This window comes from Olsenella sp. HMSC062G07, assembly GCF_001811895.1.
GTDB classification, from domain to species: Bacteria; Actinomycetota; Coriobacteriia; order Coriobacteriales; family Atopobiaceae; genus Olsenella_F; species Olsenella_F massiliensis.
The window spans coordinates 81,447-96,064 of record NZ_KV806945.1; the positions used below are offsets into that span (position 1 = coordinate 81,447).

Below are 14,618 nucleotides of genomic sequence, written 5' to 3' on the forward strand. Positions count from 1 at the left end.
GCAAGACGCGGCGGTCGGGTAACCGGCCGCCGCGCGCCATACGGCGCTACCGGCCGCCGGCCGTGTTCGCCAGCCGATTGACGGCATCGACGTACTCCTGGGGAAGCTCGTCGTGAATGTCATGACGCGAGGCGTATCCCTCAACAAGCTCGCTTCTCGCTATGAGCGCGTGAACGCGCCGCGCGTCATCTTCGTCCATCGCCGAGATGAGGACCCCCCGCCGGTCGTAATAGCTCGGGGCGGTCGCGCTTGACGGGGCAACGTGGAGGATGAGCGTGGGGCAGGATATCTGCCGCAGGGTCTGCTCCTGATCAAATCCAACAAACCAGGAGAAGTCATAAAAGGCGTCCCCAAAACGTAGGTCATAGGCACCCGTGCCATCCTGGAGATTGCGCGTCAGAAAGACCAGGCTATTGAGGCCGACTTCGGGAGGGTAGTACCACACGATGGGCATGCCGCCGCCGCCCTCGTCTATGCGCTCGGAAAACGGCCGCTTGACCAACGGCTCCCAGGTATTGCCGTCCCCGCTGTCAAAGAGCGTGCTCATGTAGCTGTGCGAGAGGTAGTAGCGAGTGTAGTTGGTCTCTTCGTCCTGGGCGAGAAAGTCGTGTATCGTCCGGAACTCCTTGTACGAGAGCGTGTTCTGCGCCCGGCCCGGCTCCGTCGAAAAGAAGGGGCCGTCCTCAAGCAAAAGGCCGCTCACCTGGCCTGGGGCGGCGGCCGCAACGGCGGCGGCAATGAGGGCGCCGGAGGAGTGGCCCGCGACGAGCGTCCTTGCCCGAATGACGTCATCCATGAAGTCAACGAGGCCGTCGCGGATGGTGGTGATGTTGTAGGCGCTGGGGTCCTTGGACGATCCGCCGTGGCCGTAGCAGTCCACGGCAAAGACGTGGTAGCGGCGCGACAGCTCGGGCAGGACCTTGGCGTAGTCCTCCTTGGAGACCATCTGCCCATGGATCAGAAGCAGCGGCTCGCCAGCGTCCGGACCCTCCAGATAGGCGATCGTGCGCCCGTCGGGGGTCTGGTAGGTCTTCTCGGCAAAGCCAAGCTGGGCGCCACGTGACGCCATGAACCGGTCGTTGCCGTAGTCATAGGTGAGCGTGTGCCAGGCCAGGCCAGCTGCCGCGAGGCAGAGCATGGCGCCAACCGCCAGGATGACCCTGAGGGCCCTCATGGGAGATCGGACCCCTCTTCCATGGCGCCGTGAACCCGCAGGAGCGCCTCTTCCATCTGCGCGCCGCTCAGGAGCGCGATGCCTCGCCTGACGTCACCTAGCAGCAGCACCGTGTCTCCGCTGGCGATGTTGAACACGTCACGGGACTCCTTGGGAAGAACGATCTGCCCCTTGGTGCCCACCTTTGCTGTCCACACGTACAGACCCCGGTGCCCGCCGCCCTCGTCAGGTGAGGGCTGGTCATGCGTTGACGCTGAGACTTGTGCTTTCATGGGCGTCCTCCCTCATGCAGTAGGGTTCCTTTGTATGAAAAAACCTACCTTTCATACAAAGTATACGCAAGGTGCCGCAGGGTCGCGCTCTCGTACCTGGCGCGCGGCGTATAATTGACGCAATACGTAGAGAGGTGCGGAGATATGAATAATCTTGTGATTGTAGGCGGAGGAATCTCTGGCTTAAGCGCCGGAATCCTAGCTCAAGAACAAGGTTATAAGACGCTAATCCTCGAAAAGAACCAGATGGTCGGCGGTGAGTGCACAGGCTGGAATCGCCAGGGCTATCATATCGACAACTGTATACATTGGCTTGTTGGATGCAACAAGGAAAACCCTCTGCATCAGCTCTGGAGCGAGCTGGGCGTGCTGACTGCCGATGTTGACCTTTACTACGAACCAGCCTTCTATACCTTGCAAGCCGAAGGCAGAACCCTGACGTTTGCCAGGGACCTTGAAAAAAGTAGGGCGGAGCTTCTTTCCGTCGCGCCAGAAGACGCACGGGAGATTAATGCCTTCTTTGATTCGGTGCGACAGCTTGAGTGCATACAGCCACCTTGCGAGACGTCTGTGGCCCATATGAACGTGTTCCAGTTTCTAAAAATGGCCATGGGCATGAGGGGGGGCTCAAGGGCCTATCAGACCTATGGGAGCCTGACGATTGCCGAGTTGGTAGAAAGGTTCAACAATCCCTTGATCAGGCGCATGATGGGCGCCTTTTTCCCCAAGGACTTCCTCGCGATCACCTTGCTTACCTCCTACGCCTTTTATTCAAGCGGCAGCGCCGGCATACCGCAGGGCGGTTCTGTCGGAATGGTAAGGAGAATGCTGGAACGCTATCAAAGCCTGGGCGGCTCAGTTGAGTGCAACGCCGACGTGACCGCCGCCAAGGTTGACGCGCGGCGTCTATGCGGCGTGCAGCTGAAAGACGCCCGGACGATCACCGGCGAGGCCTTTGTATGGGCCGCCGATCCGTACCAGCTGTTCTATAAGATTCTGTCCGAAACATATCTGGACAGGAACCTAAGAACCATGTACGAACACCCCGAAGGATATGTGGCCAACACCGGCTACCAGGCAGCCTTTGGCGTCCTGGGAGAGGATGACCTGCATCTTCCCAAGGGGTCGGTGGTGTTTTCCTGCGAGCCCTACACGGTGGCCGGAGAAAGCAAAGACCTGTGCGGCATACGGCTGTACGATTACGACAAGACGCTGTTTCCTGCCGACAAGCGGGTGATTCAGTGCAACGTGCTATTGAACAACAGCTCGTTTGCCTACTGGAGCTCCCTGTCAAAGACAACCTATGAGGAAGAAAAACGTGCCTTGGCTGAGACCCTCAGACAGCGCATCGAAAGTCGCTTTCCCGCAGTAAGGGGAAGGCTTGTCCTGCTGAACACCTACAGCCCGTTAACCTTTGCCCGATGGTGCCGTGCGTATCAGGGAGCCTACATGAGCTTCAACGCTCTCAAAGGATACAAGCCGCTGTACGTCAAGAGTACCGTACCAGGCCTGAGGAACCTGTTTCTTGCCAGCCAATGGGTTCAGACCGGCGGCGGGCTGCCCCTCGCCGCCGCGAGCGGAAAGTTTGCGGTGCAGGAGCTGATGAAGCGCTGCCCGCCACCAACGGCCTCCGGACGTCATCGGTGACGGGCATCTACACCGTTATCAACTATGAAGTTATGCACAACGTTCGTTTGACGTATTGCTATTCCAAAAATTAAAAATAAAACAGCAAATAGTAGAAAATGTATAAACTAGGTGGTGAATCTGTCCGTTTCCTTATATTTTCCTCGATATTCTTCGATCCCTTTGATTCGCTTTTGAACTTCATCAGGATAGGACAGGTAATTCCTTAAATTTTTCTCGTCTGTGCCAGTACCTAAAAAACATGACAAAAAAATGAAGAACATAAAATGGCGGCTTCAATTAGAAGCATGGGTTTTCCAACCCTTTCTTTCCGTACATTTCATGCGTTACCTTGAGCTACCCTCGCATAGATAATGGTCCTGGCTTCTCATATCTTTACGTCTCCACTTTCGTACTTATATTAAGACTTTAATAATTCAATGATTTTATCCTGCGCCTCTCGGCCTTCTCTAAAAAATCTTAGCAAGGGGTAGCAGTGGCACATCCCCTCCCCTACAACAACCTCAGGCAGGGCATCATATTTTTTCATTGCTTTTTCAAAATATTCCGCGTAGGCATACAGGCACTCATTTTCACCGTAATAAAAATAGGTCTTTGGAAAATCCGAAAAGTTTCCGCTTGTCCCATCAAGCATATATTCAGGCACATCTTCCTTCCCTGCCATTATCTCTCTCGCGGTGTTGAAGTAGGCAGGATCGATCATGATATCTTTTGGGCTGAGCGCCTCTAGTTTTTCCCAAATCTCGTTACTTTCAGCGCAGTTATTATTTGGAAGTCCGCCTGGAGAAACTGCAATAATCTTGCCGGGCATCGGCAAAGGCTTGCCCAGGAAGTTGTTATGTAAAGAGATCCCAATGGCCAAGCAGGCTCCTGATGAGAAGCCCAATACTCTTATATTTTCTGCCTTATAGGTCTTTGTCATGACTTTATACGTTTCAAAGCAAACTTCATACGTCTCTTTTATATTTTTATCTGCCGTGCAAAGGGGGTAGAATAAGAACCAGACGTCTTTTTCCGTTTGTTCCATTATTCTTTCTGAGAGAGAAAAATCTAACTTGTCAGGTCCCGTGATCATTCCTCCACCAAAAAGATAAAGTACCGCTCCTTTTGCTGGATTTTCATTTTTTTGATAAGTTAGAATCCTATGCCCCATTACGTTTCTGTCGAAGAGAAAATAGTTCTTTCTGCGGGCCCTTTTTAGCGCCTTGCCAATATCAAAGGTAGACCTTGCATTTTGTTTTTTAGCAAACTCTAATATATCTTCCTTGGACTTTTTGAATATGTTTTTTACGCCCAGAAGTCTTACCATGCTTGCTGCTACCTTATACGTTAAAGTCATTTTGTCCTCCGTTTTATTTACCATCTAATTGAAAGCCATACCTATCTCTTCTTGTCCAAATTCATGAACCCTCAGATTCTTTTCGCCAGCTCTTTTCTGATTTTTTCGGCACCCGTGGCCAACAGCGGTTAACGCGCCTGCAGTACTCTTCATAGGCCTTGCCGTACCAATCTTTCAGCCATTTTTCCTCGGTATGTTTCATGAACACAGTCAAGAGCTGCCAGTAAAGAAACGGGAGGATGAAGAACCAGGCATTGCCAACAACAAGAAGAATGCCCGTGCATAGAAGCATAAAAGCAGAATAAACCGGATGCCTGACCCAGGCATAAATTCCTGATGTTATCAAATTGTTCTTTTTGATATTTTCATCAAGTTTTGATATTATGACAGCTTGTATCCATATATAAGCAGAAAAAATGATAAAAAATACTCCAACAATGATTAGTGGTATTCGTAGAGCTGTCAGTCTTCCTGACTTAAATATGTGATTATTCCTTAACAGCACCGCCACAAGTGTCGGTAAAATAATGGAAGCAACACACACAGGGCCTATGCCGAAAATTGGTAAATGCTCAGTTCTTTTCACGGCCCATTTCCTTTTTTAATAAAGCCTTCGGGAGATTTCAAGCGCCTTTTTAAAATCCGACTCGCTCATCGTGTTGGCGATAAGAATTTCTAATTCAACATAAGCAGCCACACGGCCTCTCTCATATGTTAGGTGAGGTTAACATCATATTTCTGCCTGTGTTTGTTTTCAATGGAAAATCGTAAAACTTGCGAAATCTATTACTGGTATATCAAAACAGCGTTTGCGGAATCTGTTTAAAAGTCGTGTTAGCACTGAATTTATCGTGATTTTTGATTTTAATAAATATACAGGGTTTAAAGGATAAAATATATAATTAAGCTCTGAATTATAGTGATATTCAAGTATTTTTATACAGCTTTTCTTTCTGAGACTCTGACATCAAGTTTTGATAATAAGCAGACCGTCTCCACGTGCTTGGTGTGCGGAAACATGTCCACTGGCGTGACGTCGGTCACGCGGTAGCCGTGCCGGCGCAGCTCGGCCAGGTCGCGAACTTGCGTCTGGGGGTTGCAGCTCACGTACACGACCGTCCTCGGCGCGCATGCCGCGACGCTGGCGATGAAGGCGGGTGTGGACCCCGCGCGCGGCGGGTCCATGACCACGACGTCAAACCTGCCGTCCCCGTCCGGCGTGGCCCCTCCGGCAGCGACGGCGGCCCGGCGCAGGTATTCCGTGGCGTCGGCGTTCACAAAGGTGCAGCAGTCCTTCAGCCCGTTGGCCGCGGCGTTGCGCCGCGCGCTCGCCACGGCACCCGAGACCTGCTCGACGCCCGTCACGCGCACCTGGGGGCGCTCTGCCTCCCGCACGGCCTTGGCCAGGCAGATGCCGATGGTGCCGCAGCCGCAGTAGGCGTCAAGGACCCTCTCGCCCCCAGAGAGGCGCGCGCCCTCAGCGACCAGGGAGTACAGCAGCTCCGTCTGCCGCGGGTTCGTCTGGTAGAAGCTCGTGGGGCCTATCTCAAACGTGCAGCCCAACAGCCGGTCGCGCATGATGCCGGGGCCGTACAGCGTCCGGCAGCGCTGGCCCAGGATGGCGTTGGTGCGTCGGGTGTTGACGTTCTGGACGATGCTCGTGAGCTCGCCGTGGCGCTTGAGCAACTCCCGCACGAAGCGCCTCGCGCGGGGGAGCCGCTCGCCGTTGGTTACCAGGGTCAGCAGCGTCTCGTCCGTGGCATGGCCGCAGCGAAGGACCGCGTGCCTGAGCACGCCGGTACCGCGATCCTCGTCGTAGGCGGCAATGCCCAGGCGCTCCGCCACGCGCGCCACGTCGTTGAGGACCGCCCGCGCCCGCTCGTCCTCCACCAGGCAGCGCTCGCACCAGACTATGCGATGCGAGCCTCCCTCATAAAAGCCCGTGCGTATGCGCCCCTTTGGGCCGGGGGCAAAGGGCGCGGCCGCCTTCATCCTGAAGGCGCGGGGGTCCTCCATGCCACGGACGGGCGATATCTGGCAGCCGTCCTCGTGGCAGATGTCCCCAAAGAGCCTCTCCAAGGACTTCTGCTTGCGACGAAGCTGGATGGGATAGGGCACCGAGAGCCACTCGCATCCTCCGCAGCGGCGGGCGATGGGGCAGGTGTAGGTGCGATATCCCATGTTACGACCTTCCGACGCATGCCCGGCCCGCGCTGGGGCTTGCCGTACACTAGATGCGTTGCATCCACCATTCTAGCCTGCGCAAAGGGGACGCGATGAGAGCATCGTCCATGACCGCCTGCGACGCGGCCGAGCATCACGCCGGCATGACCGGCCTGCACGAGGAGTGCGGCGTCTTTGGCATCTGGGCCCCCGGTCAGGACGTGTCGCGCATGACCTACTTTGCCCTGAGGGCCCTACAGCATCGCGGCCAGGACTCCGCCGGCATCGCGGTGGGCAACGGCAAGACGGTGCTCGTCCGCAAGGACCTGGGGCTTGTCACCGAGGTCTTCAAGGACGAGGACCTCCAGGCCATGCAGGGCAAGGTGGCCATCGGCCACTGCCGCTACGGGACGGCGGGCGCCAAGGGCTGGGAGTCGTCGCAGCCGCACCTCTCCACCATCGGTGACGTGGTCATCGCCCTGGCCCACAACGGCACCCTCGTGAACTTTGACGAGCTGCGCCACAAGCTCATCGACGCGGGCATCCCGTTTCGCTCGGACACCGACAGCGAGGTCATGGCCCGTCTCATAGGCTACTTCACGAGCAGGACGAGCCACCTGAGGCAGGGCATCCGTCGCACCATGCAGCTCGTGCGCGGCGGCTACGCCGTGGTGCTCGTGCGCGAGAACGCGCTCTACGCCTTTAGGGACCCCCTGGGCATCAGGCCGCTGGTCCTTGGCAGGCTCGGCGAGGGCGAGTGGGTGGTCGCCAGCGAGACCTGCGCCCTGTCCATCGTGGGCGCCCGCTTCGTGCGCGAGGTGCGTCCCGGCGAGGTGCTGCGCGTGTCGGACGAGGGGATCTCCAGCGAGGAGGGCGTCGCCCAGCGGGGCGAGGCAACGTGCATCTTTGAGGACGTGTACTTTTCGCGCCCCGACTCCGTGCAGGACGGCAGGTCCTTCTATAAGGTTCGCCACGAGATGGGCCGCCAGCTCGCCCGCGAGGCGCCCGCCGATGTCGACCTGGTCATCAGCGTTCCCGACAGCGGCACGCCGGCGGCCGAGGGCTTTGCCGCCGAGGCGGGCCTGCCCTTTGGCACGGGGCTCATCAAGAACCGCTACGTGGCGCGCACCTTCATTGCCCCCACCCAGGAGCTGCGCGAGCGGGGCGTGCGCCTCAAGCTGACGGCCCTGGCCGACGCGGTGGCCGGTAAGCGCGTGCTCATGGTGGACGACTCGGTGGTGCGCGGCACCACGTCCAAGCAGATCGTGCGCATGCTACGCGAGGCGGGCGCCACCCAGGTGCACTTGCGCTCGGCGTCGCCGGAGGTCGTGTGGCCCTGCTTCTACGGCATCGACACGGCCACGCAGGACCAGCTCATCAGCGCCAACAAGTCCGTCGAGGAGGTGCGCGACTACATCGGCGCCGACTCGCTGGCCTTTCTCTCGATCGAGGGGCTCCTGGCCTGCGTGCCCGACCGCGGCTACTGTGCGGCCTGCTTTAACGGCCGGTATCCCGTGAGCATCCCCAAGTCGTTCTACGAGGAGAAGTTCCTGCCGGGATACACGCCAAACGTGGTCGAGGCCCGCCCGGCGCGAGCGGACGGGCCTGCCGCGGAGCCCCCAGCGACGCCATAGGCGCCCCCCGCGCCGGCCGAAACGCCAGGCGTTTCGGTGCCAGAGGAGCCCGGCGCGCCAGTTCCGCACACCGGGGACCATCAACACGTTCACATGACGAGGAATGGAGAATCATGAGCGCAGTAACGAAGATCGGCATCATCGGCATGGGCCACGTGGGAGCGCACGTGGCAAACGCGATTCTCTATCAGGGACTGGCGGCGGAGCTCTACTGCGTTGACGTGAAGGAGAGCAAGGTCGCCTGCGAGGTCAACGACTTGCAGGACGCCATGCCCTTCTACCCCCGCCAGGCGCGTGTGTACAACTGTCACGACCGCTACGAGGACCTCATATGCTGCGACGTCGTGGTCAACGCCGCAGGGCACATAGCCCAGGCCGCCGGCAACCGCGACGGCGAGCTGTTCTGCACCTCGGACGAGACGGCGTCGTGGGCGCCCCGCCTCAAGGGCTACGAGGGCGTCATCGTCACCATCGCCAACCCCTGCGACGTCGTGGCCACCCTCATCTGGAAGCTGGCGGAGCTTGACCCGCGCCGCGTCATCGGGTCGGGCACCGCGCTCGACTCGGCCCGCCTGCGCCACGCCCTTGCCGACGTCACGGGCTACAACCCCACCTCCATCACCAGCTGGATGCTCGGCGAGCACGGCGCCTCGCAGTTTGCCGCCTGGTCGCACGTGTCCTTTGGCGCCACGCCCCTGGCCGAGCTTGAGAGGAGCGACCCCGAGCGCTTCACGTTTGACAAGGACGCCATCGAGGACGCCGCCCGCCAGGGCGGCTACGTGACCTACGCCGGCAAGGGCTGCACCGAGTACTCCGTGGCCAACGCCGCCACGGAGATCGTGAAGGCCGTCATCCAGGACTCCAAGCTCATCACCCCCTGCGGCGTCCTTCTGGACGATGTCTACGGCGAGAGCGGCATATACACCTCGCTGCCCGCCGTGGTCGGCGCGAACGGCGCCGAGAGCCTCTTTCCTTTGGCCCTGGACGAGCGCGAGCAGGAGAAGTTCCACGCCAGCTGTGCGCACATCCGCGAGAACGTCGAGAAGGTCCGCCGCTGGTAGGGGCGATCTGACGGGCACACGTCGCGCCTGCGGCGCCCTTGCCCGCGTCGCCCGAAACGTGGGGTTGGCGGTCCGGGGCCACGGATATGTTGAAGGCATCGTGTCGTACTGATGCCCTGCCCCCGCATGGGGCGAGACGGGCTTGAGGAGGGAACATGGCTGCAAGCACCAAGGTAAAGAACCTCGCTCTCGTGGGCCAAGGCGGCGTGGGCAAGACCATGCTGGCCGAGGCCATGCTCCACCTGACGGGCAGGACGACCCGCCTGGGAGGCCACGCCGGCACCAAGCCCACGCTCGACTATGACACCGAGGAGGGCGCGCGCGGCTTCTCCATTTCGACCACCATCGCGCCGGTGGAGTATGACGGCTGCCGCATCAACGTCCTTGACGCCCCCTGCTATCCCGACTTCGTGGGCGACGCCTACGGCGCGCTGGCCGCCGCCGAGACGGCCGTCTTCGTCGTGGACGCCGCGTCCGGCCCCGGCACGATCACCACGAGGCTCTGGTATGCGGCGGAGGACCTCTCCATCGCCCGGGCCCTCTTCATCAACCGCCTCGACCGCCCCGACGCCGATTGGGACACCGCCCTTCTGACCGCCCAGGAGCGCTACGGCAATCGCCTTGCCGCCGTCACGATGCCCATAGGGTCGGGCGACGCGTTCGCGGGCATCATCGACGTGATCCATCTGACGTCGCGCCATCTCGAGGATGGCAAGCCCGTGGTGGGCGAGGTGCCCGCCGACTACCTGGACGCCGCCCGGCATGCCCACGACCAGCTCGTGGAGCTTGTGGTGGAGGCCGACGACGAGCTCATGATGAAGTACCTCGAGGGCGAGCCCGTCACCACCGAGGAGCTCGAGGGCCTGCTCGCCAAGGCCATCATCGACCGCGTCTTCGTGCCCGTGTTCGCGGGCTCCTGCGTCAAGGAGGAGGGCGTCATCGCGCTCATGGAGGGCATCGCGGCGTGGTTCCCCACCATGGCCGACTACGGCCGCGTCCCCTTGGTCAACGGCGAGGAGCTGGACATCTCGCCGGACGACGACAGGCCCGTCGCCTTCGTCTTCAAGAGCCTCCAGGACCAGCAGAACGGCAAGCTGTCCTTCATCAAGGTGCTGGCCGGAACGGTGAGGCCGGGCACCGAGCTCACCTGCGCCCGCACGCGCAAGTCGGAGCGCCTGAGCCACCTGTATCAGATGATGGGCCGCGAGACTCGCGACCTGCAGGAAGTCGCCGCCGGCGACGTCTGCGTGGTGCCCAAGCTCGACGCCCTCACCGGCGACACGCTCTCGGTCACCGGCAAGGTCGAGGCGGCCGCCTTCCGCTTCCCCAACTCGCTGTATCGCGCGGCGATAGAGGCTGACGAGCGCGGCAGCGAGGGCAAGCTGTACGCCTTCCTCGAGAAGAGCGCCGACGCGGACCCGACGCTGAGCGTCACCAGGGACGAGGACACCGGTCAGACGGTGGTATCCGCCATCGGCGAGGCGCAGGTCTCCGTGCTCCTCGACCGGCTGGAGGAGCGCACGGGCGTCAAGGCTCACACCGTCAAGCTGCGCATTCCGTATCGCGAGACCATCCGCCGCGTCGCCAGCGCCCAGGGACGCCACAAGAAGCAGACGGGCGGCGCCGGCCAGTACGGCGACTGCTGGCTGCGCGTCGAGCCCAACCCCGGCGCGGGCTACGAGTTCGTGGACGAGGTCGTGGGCGGCCACATCCCGCGCAACTACATTCCCGCCGTCGACAAGGGCGTCCAGGAGACCATGACCGACGGCGTCGTCGCGGGCTATCCCATGATTGACGTCAAGGTCGCCGTGTACGACGGCTCCTATCATCCCGTCGACTCCAACGAGATGGCCTTCAAGACGGCGGCGCGCATCGGCTTCCAGAAGGCCGTCGCCCAGGCCGAGCCCGTGCTGCTTGAGCCCATGGCGCACCTGTCCGTCACCGTGCCCGACAGCTATGCCGGCTCCGTGATGGGCGACATCTCGGCCTCGCGCGGTCGCGTCGAGGGCATGGGCGCCACCTCGGGGCAGGGGGCCCAGGCCGGCCACACCACCGTCGAGGCAACGGTTCCGTATGCCGAGGTCACCGACTACGCCACGCGCCTGCGCTCCCTCTCGCGCGGCACGGGCGAGTTCGAGATGGAGGTGTCGGGCTACGAGCAGGTGCCCCACGACGTCCAGGAGGAGCTTGCCCAGGAGTACGCCCGCCGTCGCGCGGAAGGCAGGTAGCGTCAGGCGCGCTTTGGTGAGACGCGTGGGGGAGGGCGTTCTGGCCGCCGCGCCAGGACGCCCTCCCTTCTCGCCTAGAATCTAGGGAACACGCGCCACGGGACATCTTGGGAGAAGGGGCCGCATGGCACAGAAGGACCTCAAGTCGCGGACGATCACGTCCCTGTTCTGGAAGCTCTTTGAGCAGGGGGGCTCCGCGGTCATCCAGATCGTGGTCCAGGTGGTCATGGCGCGTCTGCTCTCGCCCACCCAGTTTGGCTCCCTGGCGATCATGCTCGTCTTTGTGAACGTGGGCAACGTCATCGTGCAGTCGGGGCTCAACACGGCCATCATCCAGGCGCCCGACATCTCGCGGGACGACTACGACACCGTGTTCTGGATGAGCCTCGTGGTCTCGGCGGCCCTGTGCGCGCTCGTCTTCTTTGCCGCCCCCGCCGTCGTGGGGTTCTATCGCATGCCCGACATGCTGTGGCCGCTGCGCGTGCTGGTGCTGGTGCTGGTCATCAACGCGTTCAACGCCATCCAGGAGGCCATCGTCGCCCGCAACCTGGAGTTTCACAAGACCTTTCGCTCCACGGTGAGCGCGGCCGCGACCTCCGGCGTCCTGGGCATAGGCTGCGCCCTCATGGGGGGCGGGCTCTGGGCCCTCGTGGTGCAGCAGCTGTCCTACCAGCTCACCAAGTGCGCGGTGCTCGCCGCCCAGATCCCCTGGAAGCCGCGGGCCGTCTTTGTGCCCCACCGGGCCCGTCGCCTCTTTGGCTTTGGCTGGAAGCTCCTAGCGTCGGGCCTGCTCGACCAGGCCAACCAGAGCGTCTCGGACCTCGTCATAGGCCGCGTGTTCACGGGGTCTCAGCTGGGCCTGGTGTCACAGGGCAAGAAGTACCCCCAGCAGCTGGGCACCCTTCTCGACAGTGTCATCCAGCCGGTGATGCTCTCCGCCGTGTCGCGCGTGCAGGGTGACGTGGCCCTGGTGCGTCGGCTCATGCGTCGCGCGCTCAAGACGAGCACCTTCTTCGTCGTGCCGGCCATGACGGGGTTTGCCCTGGTGGCCCCTCGGCTGGTGCCGGCGCTCCTCGGGGCGCAGTGGGGGCCCGCCGTGCCCTACCTTCAGCTCTACTGCCTCGCCTATGCGCTGCTGCCCATCCACACCACCAACCTGCAGGTGCTCAACGGCATGGGTCGCAGCGACGTGTTTCTCAGGCTCGAGGTCGTCAAGGTGGTCGTGGGCCTCGGCATCCTGCTCGTCGCCGCCTTTGGGCTCAGGAGCATCGACGCCATCGTGGTGGGGGCGGCCCTCTCCAACGTCTTCTGCACCTTCATCAACGCCTTCCCCAACAAGCGCATCGTGGGGTACTCCTATCTTCATCAGTTGCGCGACATCGCTCCGGCCTTTGGCCTGGCGGCCGCAGCGGCGCTCTGCGCGACGCCGCTGGGTGCGCTGGCGCTGGGCCCCTGGGTCACGATCCTGGCGCAGCTCGTAACGTTCTCTGCCGCCTACCTGCTGCTGGCTGCGGCGCTCAGGGTGGAGGAGCTCTCGTATCTCGTGCGCACGGCGCGCGAGGCGCTTGGCGCCCCGAGGGGCCAAGGCGGCCGTTGACGTTCCGGCGCGACTGCGCCGAGATTCCGCGCCCGCCGCCCGTGCCGGCGCCGCCGCCTCGTTCTGCTACCATGGACGAGGAAGCCTCCCTGCCGGGGCGGTCGCTGCGCCCCGCCGCCCCGCCGCTACGAAAGGTGCGCCCAGGCGCATGAACATCGCAATCTCCATAGTGGTGACCGTCCTTCTCACCATCGCCAACGGGTACTTCTCCATGTCAGAGATGGCGCTCTCGACGGCGCGCAAGGCCCTGCTGGACCACGACGCCGAGGAGGGCGACCAACGGGCCGCCATCGCCTCCGTGGCCGTCGAGGACCCGGCGCACTTCCTTGCCGCCATCCAGGTTGCCATCACCCTGCTGGGCTTCTTCAGCTCGGCCTTTGCCGCCACGAGCCTGTCGGGTCCCCTGGGCGCCCAGATCGCGCTGTGGGGCGTGGAGGCCCACCTCTCCGAGGCCCTGGCGACGGTCCTGATCACGCTCGTGGTGTCGTACTTCTCCATCGTGGTGGGAGAGCTCGTCCCCAAGCGCATCGCCATGGCGGACGCCGAGGCCGTGGCAAAGCGCGTCGTCGGCCCAATCAATGGCTTTGCGGTGCTCACGCGCCCCCTCGTGGCGCTGACGGCCTCCACGGCAAACGGCCTCGCCCGCCTGCTGCACATCAAGAGCACCGACGACAGGCAGGACGTCTCTGAGGACGAAATCCGCTACCTGGTCAGGGGCTCCGACGAGCTCACGGACGAGGAAAAGTCCATGATTCACGACGTCATCGACCTGGGCGACGCCAAGGCCCGCGAGGTCATGATCCCGCGCGTTGACGTCACGTTCATGGAGGACGACAGCTCGGTGGGCGACGTGCTCGCCGTCATGCGCCGGACGGGCTACTCGCGCGTTCCCGTGTATCACGAGGACCTTGACCGCATCGTGGGCATAGCCCACATCAAGGACCTCATCGGTCCCGTGCTCGACGACCACGCCCAGGCCGACAGCATCCGCCGCCACATGCGCAAGCCCGACTTCGTCCCGGACACCAAGGACATCATCCCCCTGCTCTCCGAGATGCGCAGCGCCCACGACCAGATGGTCATCGTCGTGGACGAGTACGGCGGCACGGCGGGCGTCATCACGGTCGAGGACATCGTCGAGGAGATTGTCGGCGAGATCGAGGACGAGTTTGACCCCGACAACAAATACCTTACCCAGCTGGGGGCCCGGGAGTGGCTCGTTGACGGGCGCTTTCCCATTGACGACTCCATAGAGCTGGGCTGGCCCATCGAGGACTCCGAGGAGTATGAGACCATCGCCGGCTTCGTCATCGACGTGGCGGACGGCCTGCCGCGCCCCGGAGACGAGTTTGTGATCGACGGCTACACGTTTCACGTGCAGTCCATGCGCGGCCGGCGCGTGTCCATGCTGCGCGTGAGCGCGCCCGAGCCTCGTGACGACGAGGTCCCTGAGGAGCCTGGCGCCTCACGGGATGCCGACGCCGCCTCGTAGGCCCCTCACCG

11 protein-coding genes are annotated in these 14,618 nt (G+C 61.8%); 6 read left to right on the plus strand and 5 right to left on the minus strand.

The genetic code is table 11. The features are described 5' to 3' along the window. Positions 1–46: 46 nt before the first annotated feature. Together HMPREF2826_RS02445 and HMPREF2826_RS02450 are read right to left on the minus strand one after the other, a co-directional pair. Complete coding sequence (locus HMPREF2826_RS02445) at positions 47–1,174, minus strand: alpha/beta fold hydrolase (RefSeq protein ID WP_070638896.1); 1,128 nt, start codon at positions 1,172–1,174, stop codon at positions 47–49. Next, the gene (locus HMPREF2826_RS02450) at positions 1,171–1,446 is read right to left on the minus strand and encodes an AbrB/MazE/SpoVT family DNA-binding domain-containing protein (protein WP_083307196.1); all 276 of its coding nucleotides are present in this window, start codon (positions 1,444–1,446) and stop codon (positions 1,171–1,173) included. The genes HMPREF2826_RS02445 and HMPREF2826_RS02450 overlap by 4 nt, the downstream gene beginning before the upstream one ends. Before the next feature lie 144 nt (positions 1,447–1,590). On the opposite strand from HMPREF2826_RS02450, the gene HMPREF2826_RS02455 reads away from it, so the two are divergent. Next, on the plus strand, positions 1,591–3,093 hold the full coding sequence (locus tag HMPREF2826_RS02455) for a phytoene desaturase family protein (RefSeq protein WP_070638898.1): 1,503 nt from the start codon (positions 1,591–1,593) through the stop codon (positions 3,091–3,093). Positions 3,094–3,493: 400 nt separating this feature from the next. Here HMPREF2826_RS02455 and HMPREF2826_RS09005 read toward each other — a convergent pair whose 3' ends face one another. The 3 genes from HMPREF2826_RS09005 to rlmD form a co-directional block, all read right to left on the minus strand. Beyond that, complete coding sequence (locus HMPREF2826_RS09005; protein ID WP_210388955.1) at positions 3,494–4,402, minus strand: alpha/beta hydrolase; 909 nt, start codon at positions 4,400–4,402, stop codon at positions 3,494–3,496. A 91-nt stretch (positions 4,403–4,493) separates the two neighbouring features. Beyond that, a complete protein-coding gene (locus HMPREF2826_RS09010; RefSeq protein WP_083307197.1) occupies positions 4,494–5,018 on the minus strand; it encodes a methyltransferase family protein in 525 nt (174 codons plus the stop codon). A gap of 350 nt (positions 5,019–5,368) precedes the next feature. Next, complete coding sequence (gene rlmD, locus HMPREF2826_RS02460; RefSeq protein WP_070638900.1) at positions 5,369–6,613, minus strand: 23S rRNA (uracil(1939)-C(5))-methyltransferase RlmD; 1,245 nt, start codon at positions 6,611–6,613, stop codon at positions 5,369–5,371. Between the two features lie 95 nt (positions 6,614–6,708). Between rlmD and purF the strand changes: the two genes are divergently transcribed. The 5 genes from purF to HMPREF2826_RS02485 all read left to right on the plus strand — a co-directional run bounded on the left by purF (position 6,709) and on the right by HMPREF2826_RS02485 (position 14,607). After that, a complete protein-coding gene (gene purF, locus HMPREF2826_RS02465) occupies positions 6,709–8,229 on the plus strand; it encodes an amidophosphoribosyltransferase (protein ID WP_070638902.1) in 1,521 nt (506 codons plus the stop codon). 113 nt (positions 8,230–8,342) lie between these two features. Next, positions 8,343–9,290, plus strand: coding sequence for a lactate/malate family dehydrogenase (locus HMPREF2826_RS02470; RefSeq protein ID WP_070638904.1), 948 nt, complete (start codon positions 8,343–8,345; stop codon positions 9,288–9,290). A 155-nt stretch (positions 9,291–9,445) separates the two neighbouring features. Next, a complete protein-coding gene (locus HMPREF2826_RS02475) occupies positions 9,446–11,518 on the plus strand; it encodes an elongation factor G (RefSeq protein WP_070638906.1) in 2,073 nt (690 codons plus the stop codon). A gap of 124 nt (positions 11,519–11,642) precedes the next feature. Beyond that, complete coding sequence (locus tag HMPREF2826_RS02480; protein WP_070638907.1) at positions 11,643–13,115, plus strand: lipopolysaccharide biosynthesis protein; 1,473 nt, start codon at positions 11,643–11,645, stop codon at positions 13,113–13,115. Positions 13,116–13,263: 148 nt separating this feature from the next. After that, on the plus strand, positions 13,264–14,607 hold the full coding sequence (locus HMPREF2826_RS02485) for a hemolysin family protein (RefSeq protein WP_070638909.1): 1,344 nt from the start codon (positions 13,264–13,266) through the stop codon (positions 14,605–14,607). Positions 14,608–14,618 lie beyond the last annotated feature (11 nt).

What these genes read in the sequence shown, in the direction of transcription:
- HMPREF2826_RS02445 (WP_070638896.1), bottom strand. Translation starts at nt 1,174, where the DNA reads ATGAGGGCCCTCAGGGTCATCCTGGCGGTTGGCGCCATGCTCTGCCTC.
- HMPREF2826_RS02450 (WP_083307196.1), bottom strand. Translation starts at nt 1,446, where the DNA reads ATGAAAGCACAAGTCTCAGCGTCAACGCATGACCAGCCCTCACCTGAC.
- HMPREF2826_RS02455 (WP_070638898.1), top strand. Translation starts at nt 1,591, where the DNA reads ATGAATAATCTTGTGATTGTAGGCGGAGGAATCTCTGGCTTAAGCGCC.
- HMPREF2826_RS09005 (WP_210388955.1), bottom strand. Translation starts at nt 4,402, where the DNA reads ATGGTAAGACTTCTGGGCGTAAAAAACATATTCAAAAAGTCCAAGGAA.
- rlmD (WP_070638900.1), bottom strand. Translation starts at nt 6,613, where the DNA reads ATGGGATATCGCACCTACACCTGCCCCATCGCCCGCCGCTGCGGAGGA.
- purF (WP_070638902.1), top strand. Translation starts at nt 6,709, where the DNA reads ATGAGAGCATCGTCCATGACCGCCTGCGACGCGGCCGAGCATCACGCC.
- HMPREF2826_RS02470 (WP_070638904.1), top strand. Translation starts at nt 8,343, where the DNA reads ATGAGCGCAGTAACGAAGATCGGCATCATCGGCATGGGCCACGTGGGA.
- HMPREF2826_RS02475 (WP_070638906.1), top strand. Translation starts at nt 9,446, where the DNA reads ATGGCTGCAAGCACCAAGGTAAAGAACCTCGCTCTCGTGGGCCAAGGC.
- HMPREF2826_RS02480 (WP_070638907.1), top strand. Translation starts at nt 11,643, where the DNA reads ATGGCACAGAAGGACCTCAAGTCGCGGACGATCACGTCCCTGTTCTGG.
- HMPREF2826_RS02485 (WP_070638909.1), top strand. Translation starts at nt 13,264, where the DNA reads ATGAACATCGCAATCTCCATAGTGGTGACCGTCCTTCTCACCATCGCC.